The sequence below is a fragment of the Paraburkholderia sp. TE9906 genome (genome assembly GCF_056279605.1).
Genome location: NZ_JBWCCT010000001.1, coordinates 548,075 through 566,052, shown reverse-complemented (window position 1 = coordinate 566,052; position 17,978 = coordinate 548,075). Strand labels below are relative to the sequence as shown.

Here is a 17,978-nt window from a genome sequence, read left to right as displayed (position 1 = left end):
TGCAGATGAAGAATGCCTGGCGGCTCGCCGCACTACCTGCGACGATCGCCGTTGTAACGAACGTCTGTGCGCAGACGCCGCCACCGGTCGCGCCGCGCCCGGTGCAGGACCCCGCGCAGCAACTGATCGACCAGCAGCGCGAGGCCGCGCGCCAGCGACAGCTTGCCGAGCCGCCGTCACAGATCAGTGTCGCGCCGTCCGGCAGCGACACCTCGCTGAACATCCCGCTAGACACGCCGGTCGACCAGATTCCCGAACCCGGTCCGGCATTCCAGGTCAGGCATATCGTTCTGACGGGACCGGAAGGCAGACCGTTTGTTCAAACCACCGTATCGCAGTCCACGCTGGACGCAATCACGGCGGCGTTTGCCGGTCGCGAGATCGGTTCGCACCGCCTGAACTTGCTGCTACGACGTCTCACCGACGCATATGTATCCGCCGGATACGTGACGACCCGCGCAGTGCTCGGGCCGCAGAACATCGGTTCAGGCACGCTGACGGTCGTGATCCAGACAGGGATGATTGAAGCCTTCACGGTCAACGGCAAGCCCATTCGCCGACTGGCCATGAACGAGCAATCCGCTGGAGGCGGGTGGTTGACCGATGCTGGCTACCAGAACGCATTCCCGACGGGCCCAGGCGATCCGCTGCGGCTCTCCGACATCGACCAGGGCGTCGCGCAGATCAACCGCCTGCGGCGCAACCAGGCGAGCGTGCAGGTGCTGCCGGGACAGGCCGTGGGCGACTCGGTGATCGCGATCAACAATGCGCCCGGCGACCGCACCTACTACACGCTGGGCGTGGACAACTATGGCGCCGAATCGACGGGTGTCACGCGCTACCGCGCGGGCTTCGAGGTGGACAACCTGATTGGTCTGCAAGAGTCCCTGAGCCTGAACTATATCGACAGCCTCGAGAGCAATGCGCTCGTCGGCTCGTTTGCGATTCCGTGGGGCCGCAACACGTTCAGCTACACGCTGTCGGACTCCGAATACCAGCAGCTTGCCGGCACGACGGCGCTCGAATACGGCCGCACGCTCAGTCATATTTTTGGCTGGAACTATCAGCTCGGACGTACTGCATCCGACCTCACGGCGCTCGACGCAACGCTCTGGTGGCGACGCACCGACCGGGACATCAACAACAACGATCTCGATCCCCAGCGTGTAGCGGTTTTGCGCGTGGGTGGAAACTGGCTACACCGCTTCGTACTGAACGATGCGCAGGGCAACGTCACGCTCGACACGGGTATCTCGCAGGGCCTGCCGTGGTTCGGCGCGAATCATGACGGCGCGGATACACAGCGCACTGACGCGCACGCCCAGTTCACCAAGTTCGACGCGACGGCGACCTGGACCGTCCCACTGCCGAAGCTGGGCCGCGCCGCGCTGGCCTATCGCGGTGCGCTCGGCGGCCAGTACACGAACGTCGCGCTCTACGGCACCGACCAGCTCTATCTTGGCGGTATGGACACGATCCGAGGTTTCCGCTCGGGTGACATCGCGGGCGATCGGGGCATCTATTCTCGCAACGAACTGGCGTGGGTGAACGTGCCGGTATGGCATGACGGGCGCATTGAACCCTATGTCTTCCTCGACGCGGGCAAGGCCAATCTCATCGCGGTGCCGGGCTTTGCCGCGCTGGCAGGTATGGGCGCGGGCCTGCGTGCGCAATGGCAGTGGCACCGTCAGCAGTTCTCGGCCGAAGGGCTGGTCGGGCGGCAGCTCTGCCGGCCCGCAGCCATCGGGCCAAAGTCGACGCTCGCGCTTGGCACGATCAACTGGACTTTCTAGCAATTTTTATCAAAGGGTGTACCCAATGTTCCGACTCAACAGCATGATTCGCGCCGCGTGTGTGACCGCATTTGCCTCAGTTGCGCTCAGCACGTTCACGTCGTCGTTCGCACACGCCGCCGACGTGTCCGCGTCGAGCCTGCCTACCGGGGCGGTGGCCGTCGTCAATGGCGTGACGGTGCTGCAGAAGCAGCTCGACGATGCCGTGCGGATGGTGACGGCAAAGACCGGCCAGCCAGACACACCGCAGTTGCGCCAGATGCTCAGAAGCGGCCTGGTTGCACGCGAGGTACTGCGGCAGAGCGCAGAGAAGGCCCACTACGATCAGAAGCCGGAAGTACAGCAGGCGCCTGCTGCTGCGAAGGTCGGCACCGAAATCCAGTTGTACCTGAAGGACAGCATTCATCCGGAGCCGGTCACCGACGCGCAGGTGAAGGCACGTTATGACGACATTGTCTCTTCGCTCGGCAAGGACGAGTTCAAGCCGCGCATCATCACCGTGGGCGATGAGGTGACGGCGAAGCAGGTGCTGGACAAGGCGAAAGCGGGCGGTGCGTTCGAGGCATTGGCGAAGGAATACAGCATCGCACCTAGCAAGGCAAGCGGTGGCGAGATGCCATGGCTCAGCTTCCCCGTGCCGGTGACCGAGGGCCGGACGCAAGGTTTGCCGGCGGTGCTGGCGAAGACTATCTCGCAGTTGCCGGTCGGCGGCATGACGCCGCAGCCAGTTCAGGTGGGGAATGTCTGGACGATCGTGAAGCTCGATGCGAAGCGTCCAACGCAGGTGCCGCCGTTCGACCCGGCGAAGGATGCAATGCGCAAACAGCTGGAAACGCTGGAGATGGAGAAGGCCGCCGCGCAGTTCACGGGAAACCAGATGAAGAATGCGTCGATCCAGCAATAAGGCATTGGATGGGTAGCCGCGGCGGCCGCTGTCTGTCGGATGTGTACAGGGCAGCGAAGCATCCGCTGGAGTGGCAGTGCCGGCTCGGACATATCTGGTCAACGAAGCCCTTGATCGAGCTTGGAGGTTGCCGGTGTCCGCTGTGCGTGACCCTCGAGCGTTCGAAGAAGTCTGGCAAGCGCCTGAAATGCGATCGTGAGGGGATGAACGTAACAGGAGGCAGGGTGTGCCCGCAAAACCAGAACCGACAGATTTCATCTGGTCTGCGCAGGGAAGTGTCATCAGCCCGTTTGTAGCGGGCAAGTCACACGGCGTACTGATCCGCACTACGGCAGGTGAGGCCGTCAGCGCAGCCGCTGCCGGCGACGTGGTGTATGCCGGTATCGCGATCTCGGCCTACGGACCGCTCGTGATCATCCGGCACAACAACTGACGGGCAACAGCTTATGGACACCACGGCAGGCTGCGGGTGAAGGACAGCGAGACCGTCACGCAGGTTCAGGCCGTCGCCAACGCTGGTCCTTGTGAGGGCGGTCGCAGTGCGGAGAGGGCCAACCCCGCCCAGCCCAGAAAGCCGGCCACGGCACACAGGCGAAAAAGACCGAGGCGATTGCCTGTGCGATCGGAGTAGCGGCCGATCAGATAACCCGCGACTGGAGCTGCAAGGCTGGTCAGGTAATAAAATCCCGCCAACGGCAGCGAGGCGCCGAGTTCCTTCACGAGGAACAGAACGATCTGCGGTGCGGCGGCTGATGTGCCGAGGCCCGACAGAAACATGGCAATCGTTGCGCCGAGAAAAAACCTCGACGCTGCAACCTGGCGCAATGCGGATCTACCGCCAGCTCGGTCAGGGACCGTGACAGATTGGCTACCGGTTTGGTCCGACATCGTGAAACGGTCCCCTCGTTATATTCCCAAACCTGTTCGGCAGCGACGGTCGATCCGGCGCGCACGCTGGAGGTTATCGCAGCCGCTTTTCGATTGCCATGGTCACGTCGAGATGGTCACTTCGGCATTGCTGAAACAAGGGGAAGTGCGCCCGGGACGGGTGGCTCGCCTTCCGTTTACCGGGAGGCTGCTAGGATAGATGGTTCGCTATTTCCCGTTTCCCGCGCCAGCCGAACAGCCTGCCCGTTGCAAACAGACTGCGACCCAACCCACAACTTTCCTTTCTCATGCACGCTCGTCACAACGCGGCCTCTACGGCGCTTCTCGCTGCCGCGCTTTTCGGTGTCACGACGCCGCTCGCGAAGACGCTCCTCGGCAGCGTTTCCCCTTTCATGGTTGCTGGCCTGTTTTACCTTGGAAGTGGCGTCGGGCTTGCCATCGCAATCATCGTTCGACGATTGTTGCAGTCTGCCGGTGAGCGCAAAAATGAAAGCAGGATCAAGAGGGAAGAGATTCCCTGGCTTCTCGGCGCAATCGTAGCGGGCGGCGTCGCAGGTCCCGCGCTTCTCATGGTCGGCCTTGGCACAACCGCCGCTGCCACGAGTTCGCTGTTGCTGAACCTCGAAGGCGTATTCACCGCAGTGCTCGCATGGGTCGTATTCCGCGAAAACGTCGATGTTCAAATATTTCTCGGAATGGTCGCGATCGTTGCAGGAGGGGGGCTGCTGTCGTGGCAAGCCGGCAATGGAGGCGTTGCACCAGGCGCACTCCTTGTCGTAGCGGCCTGTGCTGCGTGGGCCATCGATAACAATCTGACGCGGAAAGTGTCGACGAATGATGCGATGGTCATTGCCTGTCTGAAAGGTCTGGTCGCAGGATCGGTCAACCTCATCATCGCTCTGCTGCTGGGCGCACATTTGCCGGCCTTCGGCACAACGCTGACGGCGATGCTGACCGGCTTCGCGGGCTACGGCGTGAGTCTCGTTCTGTTCGTCGTCGCTCTGCGGAATCTGGGTACTGCTCGCACCGGTGCGTATTTCTCCGTCGCTCCGATATTTGGCGTGATGCTATCGCTGTTCATCTGGCCTGAATTGCCGTCGCTGAACTTCTGGATTGCTGCCGCGCTCATGGCCGTGGGTATCTGGCTTCATATCCGCGAGCGGCACCAGCACACGCACACGCACGAGCCTCTTGCTCACAACCATCCCCACAAGCACGACGAACATCACCAGCATACGCACGATTTCGAGTGGGACGGCGTCGAGCCTCACACGCACCCTCATCAACATACAGCGATTACCCATTCGCACGCGCACTTTCCTGACATACACCACCGACATAGCCACTAAGAGTTGGACCGCCGCTGATCGAGTCGAGTCAACTTGTCCAGGTGCGCCAGAGGATGTGCGTGTCAGTCTTCTGTTCAACCCGATGCAGACTTTCGATCCTTTTTCGCCATGGGCGCTTCATGGCTGCAACGAGCCGGACACGACCGGCTCAGGTAGACCGTTCGAGCCATTAACAAAGTTGATCAACGGGCATGCGCGCGGCAATTTTTCGTGGATCGTCATATAGCGCGCCGACTCAGTGTTCGGCGGTTGCCCCGTGGCAGCCGAACTCACCAAAGACGTCCGTTGAACGGCCATCGGCCCATTGCCCGCTCATCGGCAGTCCGTTCACCATTGCACTCGTTCATGGCGCAGAGGCGGCAATCGGCGCATTCGCCTGCAAATAAGCCCACAGTCGCTCGGCGACCGGACCGTGAATCCCGTCGCTGCGTCGAGCAGCAACGACCGTTTCCGTATGACCGGGAAAGGACCGGCCGGCAATGGACTTCAGTGCGCCGCTACGGATTTCCTCACCGATCAGGAAATCCGGCAAATGCCCCCAGGCGAGGCCCTGCAGAATCACATCCTTCTTCATGAACTGGTCCGCAACCGTGATCTGGTGCGCTCCCTCGATGACCAGAAAATGCTCGTCACGTGGCGCGCGGGCCGAATCGCGCATGACACATTGCGTGTAGTCGCGAAGATCTTCTGGGCGTAGCGCTCTGGCTAGCGACGCCGGTAACAGGCTCGGAGCGGCCACGGGAATCAGCCGGACTTTGCAAAGCGCGATCCACTCCAGTAACGGGTCTGTGGTGTCGACGCGGTGAAACATGAGGTCGGCGTCGCGTGCCTTGAGGCGTTCGAGCGGACCGCCGACCGTCTCGAAATGCAGATTCAGTCGCGTGTGCCGGCACGTCGAGAAGAAGCGCGCAAGCAGCCCGAGCACGGCCGGGCGTGGGCACAGGTCGCCCAACACCACATGCAGTTCGCTCTCCTCGCCCATGGCCAGTTGTGTCGCGTATTGACGCAAACCCTCGGCTTCGCACAGAAGTCGCTTCATGCGTTCGTGGAATGAGCGCCCCGCATCGCTTAGCTTCACGCGGTAGCCGCCTCGATCGAGCAGGTTCAGCCCCGCCTGGTGTTCGAGCCTCGCCACCGCAGCGAACACTGCCGGATGGGATCGATGCAAGGCGGCCGCCGCAGCCTGGAAGCTGCCCGTACGAATGACGGCATCGAAGCATTTGAGATCGTGCAGGGCGAAATCGGACATATCACTTTTCCTGACAAAGAATATCCGGACTTTGTAATTTTATCGGATCCCGACCTTGCCCATACTCCAGCGCTTGGGCCTGCGCCGTGACGGCCCGCGGCCGGGGTGGCCGCGTAACGCGGCGTTTCTTTTGCGAGAGCTTGATGGACAATTTCTCTTATTTCCCGGCCTCCGATGGCGCATGCATTGCCTACCGGATGGAGAGGCGCGACAACAAGCCGGTGCTGGTGCTGTCGAATTCCATCGGTACGACGATGCGCATGTGGGACGGGCAAATTGCCGAACTGAGCCGTCATTTCTCAGTGCTGCGCTACGACGCCCGCGGACATGGCGCGTCGAGCGTTCCTGGCGGAGCGTATCCGCTTGCGCGGCTGGGGCAGGATGTTCTCGAACTGATGGATACGCTTGGCATCGGGCAGGCGCATTTCCTGGGGCTCTCGCTGGGAGGCATTGTCGGGCAGTGGCTGGGCATACACGCGCCGACACGGATTGACCGGCTCGTGCTCAGCAATACAGCGTCCTATCTCGGGCCTGCGGACAGATTCGAGGCACCGATCGCCGAGGCACTCCAGGGCGAAGACATGACCGCCACGGCCGAGGCATTCCTGCGCAACTGGTTTCCGGCGAGCATGCTAGAGGCGCCTGGCGCGACGGTGGGGACATTCCGTGCGATGCTGCTCGCGACCAACCGTCATGGTCTGGTTGGGTCATGGCGCGCCGTGCAGGAAGCCGACATGCGCCAGGATATCGCGCGCATCACACGGCCTACGCTGGTCATCGCGGGCGAGCACGATACGGTGACGGCGGCGAGCTACGGCGTGGAGATGGCAAAGACGATTCCAGGCGCGCAATTGCTCGTGCTGCCCGCGGTCCATCTCTCGAACATCGAGTTTCCGCAGGAATTCGTCGACGCGGTGGTGAAGTTCGTGCTATCCCCCGCGACTTGAAGGCTCGAGGCGGGCGGTCAGCTGTCGGTTCGGCCGCGCAGTCGGCTACGTCGCGCGGCGGCTGTTGGCGGAACCGGCCTGACCACGCGGCAATCCTGTCGGCATGCCGCCCGATGCGGAATCCGCTTGCGGCGACGCGGGGCATAGGGTCGAAGCGTCATTCCCGGCTGATATGAGCCGCACGACCACGGCTCAAAGATCGACCCGCATGCGCCGGTCGCAACGCTCCGGAGCGGGCCCATTCAACCTCACTGCCGCGCCGGGTCGCTTCGGGTGCCCGCGGGCGTTACAAGCCGTCTGCGGCCGCTTCCAACCCGGCGGCGCAGTTTGTGCGATCATTGCGCGCAAAGTCGAACTTATCCCGGCCGGCACCGACGCTGAGCGCGCGGACGCGTTCGACATGATTCGGCACATGATCGCTTCCGAATCAAACATTCAGCTTTTTCTTGAGCACAGTGCGGGTCGGCCGCACGGTAACCCGGTTATCTAGGAGTATTTGCAGCATGGGAGTCCCAATTTCGCAGGCGTGGACAGTCGCTACCTACGTTCTGAAACAGAAGCTGATGCGGCGAAGCCGTTATCCGCTCGTCCTCATGCTTGAGCCGCTCATGCGCTGCAATCTGGCGTGTGCCGGGTGCGGGAAAATTCAATATCCGGCGCACGTGCTGAAGTCGGAGCTTACGCCTGAGCAATGCTTCCGGGCGGTCGAGGAATGCGGCACGCCGATGGTCGCGATTCCGGGCGGTGAGCCGCTTTTGCATCCGCAGATGCCGGAGATCGTCGCCGGCCTCGTCGCGCGCAAGAAGTATGTCTATATGTGCACGAACGCCTTGCTGCTTGCCAAGAACCTGCACCTTTTCAAGCCCAGCAAGTATCTGTCCTTCTCGGTGCACGTGGACGGCCAGCGCGAGCACCACGATTTTGCGGTGTGCCGTGAAGGCGGCTACGACATCGCGATGGAAGGCGTGCGGGCCGCAGTCGCGGCAGGGTTTCGCGTCACCACCAACACGACGCTGTTCGACGGCGCAGACCCGAACAGCGTCCGCCTGCACTTCGATGAAATGATGGAAGCGGGCGTCGAAAGCATGATGGTGTCTCCCGGCTATACGTACGACAAGGCGCCCGACCAGAAGCACTTCCTTGGCCGCGCGCGTTCGAAGAAACTGTTCCGCTCGATCCTGTCGAACCGGAAGAAGAGCTGGCGCTTCAACGCGTCGCCGATCTTCATGGAATTCCTGATGGGCAAGAAGGACCTCACCTGCACGCCGTGGGGCATGCCCACCTACAGCATCTTCGGTTGGCAAAAGCCGTGCTATCTGCTCCAGGATGGCTACGCCGACAGCTTCGACGAACTGATGGAAAGCGTGAAGTGGTCCGAGTACGGCACCGAGAGCGGCAATCCGAAGTGCGCGAACTGCATGGTGCACTCGGGCTACGAGGCGAGCGGCGTGAATTACACGTTTGGCTCGTTCAAGGGCCTGTTCCAGACGGTCAAGGCGATGCTGTTCGATCGCTATGAGGATCGCGAGGCCACCGAAATACTCGCAGGATGGAAGAAGACGTCGCACGAAGTGCCGATGGTGTTCGTCCCCACGGCGCCGCGCGCGGAAGCCGCGAAGGGCGAAGCGGCCCACGCCGCCGCGCCGACGGCCGCTGCAGTCGCTCCGGATCAGATGGAGACGGCCGCTGGTACCGAGCACGAGCATCTCGAGGGCTGGACGCCGGAACTAACGACTGAAGCGGCCGTTCGAGAGGCGATGGAAAAGGCCTTCGATTATCGTGGCGACGTCACGATCACCCGCAAAGATGGCTCGACTGTCGCCGGCTATCTGTACGACCGCCAATACGGCGCGGCCTTCAAGGATTGCTTCGTTCGGATCATTCCGACCGGCAAGCAGACCAAAGACGTGATCCCGTACGCGGAGATCGGCTCCATCGCCTTCACCGGCAAGGACACGGCGGCCGGAAAGACCTTCGAAAACTGGGTCAGACGTTACTGGGAAAAGAAGGCCGCGGGCGAAAAGAACATCCAGATCGAGCCTGAATGTCTGGATGAATGACAGCTGAGGGCAGCCAGCGGGGATGCCCGGCCGGCGCCCTTGCGGACCACAGTATCCAATTGAAAACCGGCGGCGGTTGGCCGCCGTCCTCCGCCCACTTGACACCGGTCCAGCTAATCGGCCGGTGAACGGGAGCGGCAGCAAGCGAGACCACGTTATTGTGGCGAGCTGTTGCCGACCTTATTTGAAAGCGTCGCGGTTCCTCTCGACGAATTCCGCTACGGACTCCGGCCTGTGGGCCGTGAGCTTCTCCATCGTGTCCCATTGATGCCGGCCATGTGGCCTGCCGCATGCGCCTGGACAATGCCATGGAGGTGCTGCGCGCCGAACGGAAACTCACTACCGAATACGGTCTGCACCCACTCTTCGGGCGTGATCTGCCTGTAGCGGACTTTCTTGCCGAGCGTTTGACTGACGATTGCCGCGATTTGCGGCGGCGCTGCCGGTCGAGCCGGTGGCGCCCGAGACGAGGGCGGTGGGTTTCACGGTAATTTCTTCGGTATGCTTATCTTTGAATCGGACCACCTGCGGCGTCAGAAGCACGACCATTTCCCAATCCAGCGCGCATCAATCATGCTGAAGGCCCAATAGCCATGCACGAATAAGGTGCCAGTTCAGCACGCCAACGTGCACGCCGTCACCCAGGCGGGGCAGGCACCCGCAGCGCCGTGCAGAAAACGCACCTGTTCCTATTTGGCACACTTCTCGCTTAACAGAAAGGGCAAGGAGCCGGCGCATCATCCGGTTCAAAACACAATCTGGAAATGGATGGCTAGGGTTCCGGCCTGCTTCACGCAGGCGCTGGTCCGAGAGCTGTCGACCTCAGGCGAGGTTACACGGCGGGACAAAAGCCCGGGAGAGAACGCGATGTTTGCGCTGCTCCCTGCCGTCGCTAACTGTCCCTTCCGAGGTCAACCTCATGCGCAAGCTCGTTCGCTTTCTCGGCATCGCCGCCGTTTCCCTCGCCACGTTCGCCTCCACCTCCGCGTTTGCCGCGGGCCGTACCGACTTCAAGGTTTGCTGGACCATCTACGCGGGCTGGATGCCGTGGGGGCAGGCCAAAACCCAGGGCATCGTCTCGAAGTGGGCGAAGAAATACGGCATCAACGTCGATGTCGTGCAACTGAACGACTACGTCGAATCCATCAACCAGTACACCGCCGGCAAGTTCGATGGCTGCGCGATGACCAATATGGATGCGTTGACCATCCCCGCCTCGGGCGGCGTGGATTCGACGGCGCTGATCGTCAGCGACTATTCGAACGGCAACGACGGCGTGCTCATCAAGGGCAAGGGCAAGCAGCTCGCCGACCTGAAGGGCCAGCAGATCAATCTGGTTCAGTTCTCCGTTTCGCACTATCTGCTGGCGCGCGCGCTCGAAAGCGCCCATATGAGCGAGCGCGACCTCAAAGTGGTGAACACGTCCGATGCCGACATCGCCGGCGCGTTCGCGACGCCCGCGGTCCACAACGCGGTGACGTGGAACCCGATGCTTGCCGACCTGAAGGCACAGCCGAACGTCACCGAAGTCTTCGATTCGAGCAAGATCCCCGGCGAGATCATGGACATGATGGTGGTCAACACCAAGACCCTGCACGACAACCCCGCACTCGGCAAAGCGCTGACGGGCGCATGGTTCGAAATGGTCGCATTGATGCACGCCAATAACGCCGACAGCACCACCGCGCTCACTGCGATGGCCAAGGCATCGGGCACCGATCTCGCGGGCTTCAAGGGCCAACTGTCGACCACCGCGCTTTTCTACACGCCGCAAGCCGCACTCGATTTCGTCACCAGCCCCGACATGCCGAAGATCATGACGCGCGTCGCGAAATTCTCGTTCGATCACGGTCTGCTCGGACAGGATGCCAAAAGCGCGGACGTGGTCGGCATGGCGTTCGACAAGGGCGTCGTGATCGGCAACAAGAGCAACGTCAAGCTGCGTTTCGATCCGACCTACGTCGAGATGGCGGCGGCGGGCAAGCTCTGACGCACACACCCACGCATTTCACAAGGCGGGCAGCCATGCGACTCATCAATCGATATCCCAGCCGAAGCGGCGGCTTGATGCTGCTGTTGCTGCCGTTCATCGTGCTGATAGCGATTTATTTCACCGGGTCGTCGATGCGGCTTCAGCTCAACCCCGACGACAAGCTGCTGCCGGGCGCGACGCAAATGAGCGACGCCATCAAGCAGGTCGCCTTTACCGAGGACAAGCGCACGGGCGAGTATCTGCTGTGGGCCGATACGGTATCGAGCTTGCGGCGGCTCGGCATCGGCCTCGTCGTGAGTGCGGTGATTGCTCTCGTGGCGGCTATCGCGACCGGCTCGTTTCCGCTGGTGAGCGCAACGTTTTCACCGTTCATCACGGTGATCTCGATGATCCCGCCGCTCGCGGTGCTGCCGATTCTGTTCATCGTGTTCGGGCTCGACGAATTGTCGAAGGTGGTGCTGATCGTGGTCGGCATTACGCCGATGATCATCCGCGATCTGCATTCGCGGGCCCGTGAAATCCCCACCGAGTTATGGGTCAAGGCGCAGACGCTCGGTGCGACCAGTTGGACGTTGATTCTGCGTCTCGTGCTGCCGCAATTGCTGCCGCGTCTATTGGTGGCGATGCGTCTGTCGCTCGGCGCGGCGTGGCTCTTTCTGATCGCGGCGGAGGCGATTGCTTCGACGGACGGCCTCGGCTACCGCATCTTTCTGGTGCGCCGCTACCTCGCAATGGATGTGATCCTGCCGTACGTGGCGTGGATCACGCTGCTTGCGTGGCTTACCGACGAACTGCTGCGCCGCCTCACGCAATGGTCGTTTCCCTGGTATGGCGGAGGCGCACGATGATCGAAGTTCGCAACGTCTGGAAGGAATACGGCGATCAGGTCGTGCTCGAACGATTGAACCTGCGCATCGAAGAAGGCGAGTTCTGTTCGATGGTCGGCGCATCGGGCTGCGGCAAGTCCACGTTCCTGCGGCTGCTGCTCGGCCAGGAGCGCGCGACGCGCGGCGAGATTCTGCTGGACGGCGAACCGTTGCCCGGCGAACCCGATGAGCATCGCGGCGTGGTGTTTCAGCGCTATTCGGTGTTCGACCATCTCACGGTGATTCGCAACGTGATGCTGGGACTCGAATTGCCGCGCGCGAAATTCACGGGCCGTCTGTTCGGTGCGCGACGCCGTGCGGCGCGCGACGAGGCCGCCGCGATGCTGGAGCGCGTGGGGCTCGGCGCGGCCTTGGACAAATATCCGCAGCAACTCTCGGGCGGCATGCAACAGCGCCTCGCGATTGCTCAGGCGCTGATGATGAAGCCGCGCGTCCTGTTGCTCGATGAGCCATTCGGCGCGCTCGATCCCGGTATCCGCAAGGACATGCACGAATTGCTGCTGAGCCTGTGGCGCGAATCGAAGCTGACGATCTTCATGGTCACACACGACCTGAAGGAAGGCTTCACGCTGGGCAGCCGCGTGCTGGTGTTCGACAAGGTCCGTGTCGATCCGCAAGCACCCGGCGCCTACGGCGCGCGCATCACCTACAACATTCCGCTCGACCATAGCCGCGGTTCCGCGTCGTCCCTTCACATGGCCCAGGCCGTGGTGGAAGGCGCGTCCCGTGTCGAAGCGGTCTCAGCCTGACAGGAGTCTTAACCTCATGGATCTGCTACTCGAAGAAACCGTCCCCGGCGGCGGCCATGCCTCACTGATCGTCAAGCGCGGCCAGTCGCTGCGCATTACCGACCTGCGCGGCGGCGCGAACGTCAGCGTGATGCTGATCAACGCAAACGAGAAGAGCGAACGGCTCAACCTGCCCGACACGCTGAAGTGCCAGCACACGGCGAAACTCACGGCCGGTCATTGCCTGTACTCCGATATGGGCCGTGTGCTGGCCGCGATCGTGGCGGACACCTGCGGCTGGCACGACAGCATCGGCGGCGTATCGAACGCGGAAGAAGTGCACGAACGCTACGGAGCGGGCCGCTATCAGGAACTGCGCAACGCGTTCTATCGCAACGGCACCGACAATCTGCTCGTCGAGATGGGCAAGTGGGGGCTCGGCATCTCGGACCTGCTGATGACGCTCAACCTCTTCAGCCGTGTCGACGTCACGGACGCAGGCGCGCTGAATTTCGTGCCCGGCAATTCGAAGGCCGGCGACTACGTCGACCTGTATGCGCCGATGAACACGCTCGTCGTGCTCACCGCGATCCAGCATCCGCTCGATCCGAATCCTGAATATGCGCCCAAGCCGGTCAAGCTTGCTTTGAGCCACGCGGAGCGCGACGTCGCCGAACTGTGCCGAACCGCATGTGAGGAAAACGTGCGCGGTTTCATCAACACCGATCGCTTCTTTCTTTGAGCGGAGCCCGACATCATGACAACGACGCTGACAGCTAGCGACAAACGCGCCGAACACGCGGTCTTTCGCGAGACACTCGCGGCCGGTGAACCGTGGCTGCACGAACTGAAGGCCGGCCAGACGCTGCGCATTCTCGATCTGGAAGGCAATCAGGCCGTCGACACGCTGTTCTTCAGCCTCGCCGATCCGCGTGAGCGTTTCGACCCGCAACGCACGCTGCGCCGGCAGAAAAGCCTGTACCTGACGACGGGCACCGTGCTCTATTCGAACCTCGGCAAGCCGATGCTGACGATCGTCGCCGACACCTGCGGGCGTCACGACACGCTCGGCGGCGCGTGCGCGCAGGAGAGCAACACCGTGCGCTACGCGCTGGAAAAGCGCTACATGCATAGCTGCCGCGATAACTACCTGCGCGCCTGTGCACACGACGGACGTTTGTCGAAGCAGGACATCGGCGCGAACATCAACTTCTTCATGAACGTGCCGGTGACGTCCGAAGGGGGCCTGACTTTCGAAGACGGCATTTCGGCACCGGGCAAGTACGTCGAATTGCGCGCGGAAATGGACGTGATCGTGCTGATCTCCAACTGCCCGCAGCTGAACAATCCGTGCAATGCCTACAACCCGACGCCCGCGGAGTTGCTGATATGGAACTGAAGCGTATCCGCAACTGGTTTTACTTCGTTATGCTGGTTCGCTCGGGACGCTGCTGCACCTGCACGCGCGAACAACTGACTCACGCAGATCGCTGACACGGACCTCTGCCGCGGACGACCGCGGCATGCATTCCCACGTGGCGGGACGGCCCGCCCATGAATCAAGATCCCTTTCATGTTCGAGAAAATCCTGATCGCCAATCGCGGCGCGATTGCGTGCCGCATCCTTAGAACGCTGCGCGAACTCGACGTTACCGGTGTGGCTGTTTACGCGGAAGCGGATCGCGCGAGCCTTCATGTGAGCGAGGCGCCCATCGCGCACGGTCTCGGCGATGGCGCCGCGTCGGCCACCTACCTCGATACGGAAAAGATTCTGGCGATCGCCCGCCGCGAGAACGTGCAGGCGATCCATCCGGGTTACGGGTTTTTGTCGGAGAACGCCAGTTTCGGCGAAGCGTGCGAAGCGGCGGGCATTGCGTTCATCGGACCGACGCCGGCGCAATTGCGCGCCTTCGGTCTGAAGCACACGGCGCGTGCCATCGCGGCGCAAGAGGGCGTGCCGATGCTCGAAGGCACCGGCTTGCTCGATGACCTCGCCGCCGCGCTCGATGCGGCAGCCGCGATCGGCTATCCGGTGATGCTGAAAAGCACGGCGGGCGGCGGCGGCATTGGCATGCGGGTGTGCTGGAGCGTCGAGGAACTGGGCGCGCATTTCGACGTGGTCAAGCGTCTGGGCCAGAACAACTTCAGCGACGCCGGCGTGTTCCTCGAAAAGTACATCGAGCGGGCACGGCATCTGGAAGTGCAAGTTTTCGGCGACGGCCAGGGCGATGCGATTGCGCTCGGCGTGCGCGATTGCTCGGTGCAGCGGCGCAACCAGAAGGTGCTCGAAGAAACCCCGGCGCCCTGTTTGCCCGACGGCATGTCGGCCGCCTTGTGCGCCGCCGCCGTGAGACTCGCGAAGGCGGTGAATTACCGCTCGGCCGGCACCGTCGAATTCGTCTACGACAGCGCCGCGCAGCAGTTCTATTTCCTCGAGGTGAATACGCGCCTGCAGGTCGAGCATGGCGTGACCGAGCAGGTCTGGGGCGTCGATCTCGTGCGTTGGATGATCGAACTGGCGGCGGGCTCGCTCGCGCCGTTGCAGGAACTCGCCGCGGGTTTGCAGCCGCGGGGACACGCGATTCAGGCACGGCTCTATGCCGAAGACCCGGGCCGCGATTTCAAGCCGAGTCCCGGCTTGCTGACCGATGTCGCGTTTGCGCACGCGGACGGCCGCGCACTGCGCATCGATACGTGGGTGGAAGCGGGCTGCGAAGTGCCGCCTTACTTCGACCCGATGCTGGCGAAAGTGATTGCATGGTCGCCGACGCGCGACGCGGCGCGCCAGGCGCTCAACGACGCGCTGCGGAACACGCGCATCTACGGCGTGGAGACGAACCGCGACTACTTGCGGCAGATTCTCGACGATCACCCGTTTGCGTCGGGCGAACCGTGGACGCGCTGTCTCGAAGGGCTCAAGTATCGCGCGAGCACGATCGAAGTGGTCAGCGGCGGCACGCAGACGACCGTGCAGGATCATCCGGGCCGTCTCGGCTACTGGGCGGTCGGCATTCCGCCTTCCGGTCCGATGGATGACCGCGCGTTGCGGCTCGGCAACCGGCTGCTCGGCAATGCCGCAGACGCCGCCGCGCTCGAAATCACCATGAGCGGGCCGACCTTGCGCTTCAACACGGATGCGGTCGTCACGGTGACGGGCGCGCGTCTGTCGGTGCTGCTCGACGATATCGAACAGCCGTTGGACACGACGCTCTTTGTCGCCGCCGGTTCGACGCTCGCGCTCGGCACGATTCGCGGCGCGGGTGCGCGTGCCTATCTGTGCGTGCGCGGCGGCTTCGATGTCGCCGTGTATCTTGGCAGCCGTAGCACCTTCACGCTCGGCCAGTTCGGCGGACATGGCGGGCGGGCGCTGCGCGCGGGCGATGTCCTGCATCTTCACCCGCTGCAGGACGAGGAAGCGGGCGCGGCGCTCGCCAACGTGCCCGAGCTGGAAACGGTGCGGACGCTGCGCGTGATTTATGGTCCGCACGGCTCGCCGGAGTACTTCAGCCCGCGTTATATCGAGCAGTTTTTCGACACCGAATGGGAGATCCATTTCAACTCCAGCCGCACCGGGGTGCGTCTGATCGGACCGAAGCCGGAATGGGCGCGCGAGGACGGCGGCGAGGCGGGGCTGCATCCGTCGAACATTCACGATAACCCGTATGCGGTCGGCGCCGTCGATTTCACCGGCGACATGCCTGTGATTCTCGGACCCGATGGCCCGAGCCTGGGCGGCTTCGTTTGTCCGGTGACGATCATCGAGGCGGATCTGTGGCAGATCGGCCAGTTAAAAGCGGGCGACAAGGTGCGCTTCGTGCCGGTGCACATCGATGCGGCGCGTGAGGCGGCGCGTCAACGTCTGCGTGAATTGCAGACGCTCGAATTCGACGCAACACCGCAATTCACCGAGCCCGCCGCGCTTGTCTCGCCGATCGTTCTCGATACCGGTGCGGATCGCGAACGGCTCGTCGCGCGTGTTTCCGGCGACACGCATCTATTGCTCGAAATCGGCCCGGCGGAACTCGATCTCGTGCTGCGCTTTCGCGGCCATGCGCTCATGCAGTCGCTCGAATCGATGGCGCTGCCTGGCGTAATCGATCTGACGCCCGGCATCCGCTCGCTGCAGATTCACTATCAGCCGGAGACGCTACCGCTGTCGCAGTTGCTTGCAATCGTCGAGCGCGCGTGGCAGCACGTCCTGTTGGAGAAGGACTTGCGCGCGCCGTCGCGGATCGTGCATTTGCCGCTGTCGTGGGACGATCCCGCGTGCCGGCTGGCGATCGACAAATACATGACCACGGTGCGCAAGGATGCGCCGTGGTGCCCGAGCAATCTCGAGTTCATCCGCCGCATCAACGATCTCGACTCGATCGATGCCGTCAAACAGATCGTGTTCGATGCCAGCTATCTCGTGATGGGGCTCGGCGACGTGTATCTCGGTGCGCCCGTCGCGACGCCGCTCGACCCGCGCCATCGGCTCGTGACGACCAAATACAACCCGGCGCGCACGTGGACGGCGGAAAACTCGGTCGGCATCGGCGGCGCGTATCTGTGCGTGTATGGGATGGAGGGGCCAGGCGGTTATCAGTTCGTCGGCCGCACGTTGCAGATGTGGAACCGCTATCGCGAAGTCGCGGATTTCGCGGGACGGCCCTACCTGTTGCGCTTCTTCGATCAGATTCGCTTCTATGAAGTCCCTGCCGACGAGTTGCTGCGGATTCGCGCGGACTTTCCGCTGGGGCGCTATCCGTTGAAGATCGAGGAAACCGAGTTGTCGCTGGCCGACTATCAAACGTTCCTCACGCGCGAATCGGCGGGCATCGAGCAATTCCGCGCGCGTCAGCAGGCCGCGTTTCAGGCCGAACGTGAGCGCTGGCGCGCAGCGGGCACGGTGGAAGAGAGCTTTGATGCGCCGGTTGCCGAGGACGCGGAACTGGCGCCGCTGAAAGATGGCGAAATAGCGGTAGACAGCGAGATTGCCGGCAGCCTTTGGCAAGTGCGCGTGAACTCTGGCGACACGGTCGAGGCAGGCGACGTGCTGCTTGTCATCGAGTCGATGAAGATGGAAATCTCCGTATGCGCGCCGTGTGCGGGAACCGTCGGCGAAATTCACGTGGCGCCTGGCTCCGCGGTGCGCGCGGGGCAGCGCGTTGCCGTCATCGAACGTCTTTGATTTTCCG

Annotated in this window: 14 protein-coding genes and 1 riboswitch; of the genes, 12 read left to right on the top strand and 2 right to left on the bottom strand. The window is 62.6% G+C overall.

The genetic code is table 11. The annotated features are described in order from the left end of the window. Positions 1-5 precede the first annotated feature (5 nt). The 3 genes from ACZ9H4_RS02535 (at position 6) to ACZ9H4_RS02525 (ending at position 3,130) form a co-directional block, all read left to right on the top strand. Positions 6-1,793, top strand: a complete 1,788-nt coding sequence (locus ACZ9H4_RS02535; protein WP_476118154.1) for a ShlB/FhaC/HecB family hemolysin secretion/activation protein — start codon at positions 6-8, stop codon at positions 1,791-1,793. A 25-nt stretch (positions 1,794-1,818) separates the two neighbouring features. Further along, positions 1,819-2,697: a peptidyl-prolyl cis-trans isomerase gene (locus tag ACZ9H4_RS02530; RefSeq protein WP_408323669.1), complete on the top strand. Its 879-nt coding sequence runs from the start codon at positions 1,819-1,821 to the stop codon at positions 2,695-2,697. A gap of 226 nt (positions 2,698-2,923) precedes the next feature. Beyond that, positions 2,924-3,130, top strand: a complete 207-nt coding sequence (locus ACZ9H4_RS02525) for a hypothetical protein (protein ID WP_408323671.1) — start codon at positions 2,924-2,926, stop codon at positions 3,128-3,130. A 65-nt stretch (positions 3,131-3,195) separates the two neighbouring features. Here the strand turns inward: ACZ9H4_RS02525 and ACZ9H4_RS02520 are convergent, their stop codons facing one another. Then, the gene (locus ACZ9H4_RS02520; RefSeq protein WP_476118153.1) at positions 3,196-3,474 is read right to left on the bottom strand and encodes a hypothetical protein; all 279 of its coding nucleotides are present in this window, start codon (positions 3,472-3,474) and stop codon (positions 3,196-3,198) included. A 398-nt stretch (positions 3,475-3,872) separates the two neighbouring features. On the opposite strand from ACZ9H4_RS02520, the gene ACZ9H4_RS02515 reads away from it, so the two are divergent. Further along, positions 3,873-4,934: a DMT family transporter gene (locus ACZ9H4_RS02515; RefSeq protein WP_476118152.1), complete on the top strand. Its 1,062-nt coding sequence runs from the start codon at positions 3,873-3,875 to the stop codon at positions 4,932-4,934. Positions 4,935-5,277: 343 nt separating this feature from the next. On the opposite strand, the gene ACZ9H4_RS02510 is transcribed toward ACZ9H4_RS02515, so the two are convergent. Then, positions 5,278-6,183: a LysR family transcriptional regulator gene (locus ACZ9H4_RS02510; RefSeq protein WP_408139514.1), complete on the bottom strand. Its 906-nt coding sequence runs from the start codon at positions 6,181-6,183 to the stop codon at positions 5,278-5,280. Positions 6,184-6,326: 143 nt separating this feature from the next. Here ACZ9H4_RS02510 and ACZ9H4_RS02505 point away from each other — a divergent pair, with 143 nt between their 5' ends. The 8 genes from ACZ9H4_RS02505 to uca all read left to right on the top strand — a co-directional run bounded on the left by ACZ9H4_RS02505 (position 6,327) and on the right by uca (position 17,971). Next, complete coding sequence (locus ACZ9H4_RS02505; RefSeq protein WP_476118151.1) at positions 6,327-7,130, top strand: alpha/beta fold hydrolase; 804 nt, start codon at positions 6,327-6,329, stop codon at positions 7,128-7,130. Positions 7,131-7,585: 455 nt separating this feature from the next. Further along, positions 7,586-9,190 carry an adenosyl-hopene transferase HpnH gene (gene hpnH / locus ACZ9H4_RS02500; RefSeq protein ID WP_408152118.1) on the top strand — a complete coding sequence of 535 codons (1,605 nt, stop codon included), beginning with the start codon at positions 7,586-7,588 and terminating at the stop codon, positions 9,188-9,190. Between the two features lie 761 nt (positions 9,191-9,951). Continuing rightward, a riboswitch (guanidine-I (ykkC/yxkD leader) is annotated at positions 9,952-10,051 on the top strand. 58 nt (positions 10,052-10,109) lie between these two features. Next, on the top strand, positions 10,110-11,180 hold the full coding sequence (locus tag ACZ9H4_RS02495) for a putative urea ABC transporter substrate-binding protein (protein WP_408139506.1): 1,071 nt from the start codon (positions 10,110-10,112) through the stop codon (positions 11,178-11,180). 35 nt (positions 11,181-11,215) lie between these two features. After that, a complete protein-coding gene (locus ACZ9H4_RS02490) occupies positions 11,216-12,031 on the top strand; it encodes an ABC transporter permease (protein ID WP_408139504.1) in 816 nt (271 codons plus the stop codon). Then, entirely contained in the window at positions 12,028-12,819 is a 792-nt protein-coding gene (locus ACZ9H4_RS02485; RefSeq protein WP_408139502.1) for an ABC transporter ATP-binding protein, read from the top strand. The genes ACZ9H4_RS02490 and ACZ9H4_RS02485 overlap by 4 nt, the downstream gene beginning before the upstream one ends. 16 nt (positions 12,820-12,835) lie before the next feature. After that, the gene (locus ACZ9H4_RS02480) at positions 12,836-13,540 is read left to right on the top strand and encodes an urea amidolyase associated protein UAAP1 (protein WP_408151832.1); all 705 of its coding nucleotides are present in this window, start codon (positions 12,836-12,838) and stop codon (positions 13,538-13,540) included. A gap of 15 nt (positions 13,541-13,555) precedes the next feature. After that, a complete protein-coding gene (locus tag ACZ9H4_RS02475) occupies positions 13,556-14,197 on the top strand; it encodes an urea amidolyase associated protein UAAP2 (RefSeq protein ID WP_121323585.1) in 642 nt (213 codons plus the stop codon). A 174-nt stretch (positions 14,198-14,371) separates the two neighbouring features. Then, entirely contained in the window at positions 14,372-17,971 is a 3,600-nt protein-coding gene (gene uca / locus ACZ9H4_RS02470; protein WP_476118150.1) for an urea carboxylase, read from the top strand. Positions 17,972-17,978: the final 7 nt, after the last annotated feature.

What these genes read in the sequence shown, in the direction of transcription:
- ACZ9H4_RS02535 (WP_476118154.1), top strand. Translation starts at nt 6, where the DNA reads ATGAAGAATGCCTGGCGGCTCGCCGCACTACCTGCGACGATCGCCGTT.
- ACZ9H4_RS02530 (WP_408323669.1), top strand. Translation starts at nt 1,819, where the DNA reads ATGTTCCGACTCAACAGCATGATTCGCGCCGCGTGTGTGACCGCATTT.
- ACZ9H4_RS02520 (WP_476118153.1), bottom strand. Translation starts at nt 3,474, where the DNA reads ATGTTTCTGTCGGGCCTCGGCACATCAGCCGCCGCACCGCAGATCGTT.
- ACZ9H4_RS02515 (WP_476118152.1), top strand. Translation starts at nt 3,873, where the DNA reads ATGCACGCTCGTCACAACGCGGCCTCTACGGCGCTTCTCGCTGCCGCG.
- ACZ9H4_RS02510 (WP_408139514.1), bottom strand. Translation starts at nt 6,183, where the DNA reads ATGTCCGATTTCGCCCTGCACGATCTCAAATGCTTCGATGCCGTCATT.
- ACZ9H4_RS02505 (WP_476118151.1), top strand. Translation starts at nt 6,327, where the DNA reads ATGGACAATTTCTCTTATTTCCCGGCCTCCGATGGCGCATGCATTGCC.
- ACZ9H4_RS02495 (WP_408139506.1), top strand. Translation starts at nt 10,110, where the DNA reads ATGCGCAAGCTCGTTCGCTTTCTCGGCATCGCCGCCGTTTCCCTCGCC.
- ACZ9H4_RS02490 (WP_408139504.1), top strand. Translation starts at nt 11,216, where the DNA reads ATGCGACTCATCAATCGATATCCCAGCCGAAGCGGCGGCTTGATGCTG.
- ACZ9H4_RS02485 (WP_408139502.1), top strand. Translation starts at nt 12,028, where the DNA reads ATGATCGAAGTTCGCAACGTCTGGAAGGAATACGGCGATCAGGTCGTG.
- ACZ9H4_RS02480 (WP_408151832.1), top strand. Translation starts at nt 12,836, where the DNA reads ATGGATCTGCTACTCGAAGAAACCGTCCCCGGCGGCGGCCATGCCTCA.
- ACZ9H4_RS02475 (WP_121323585.1), top strand. Translation starts at nt 13,556, where the DNA reads ATGACAACGACGCTGACAGCTAGCGACAAACGCGCCGAACACGCGGTC.
- uca (WP_476118150.1), top strand. Translation starts at nt 14,372, where the DNA reads ATGTTCGAGAAAATCCTGATCGCCAATCGCGGCGCGATTGCGTGCCGC.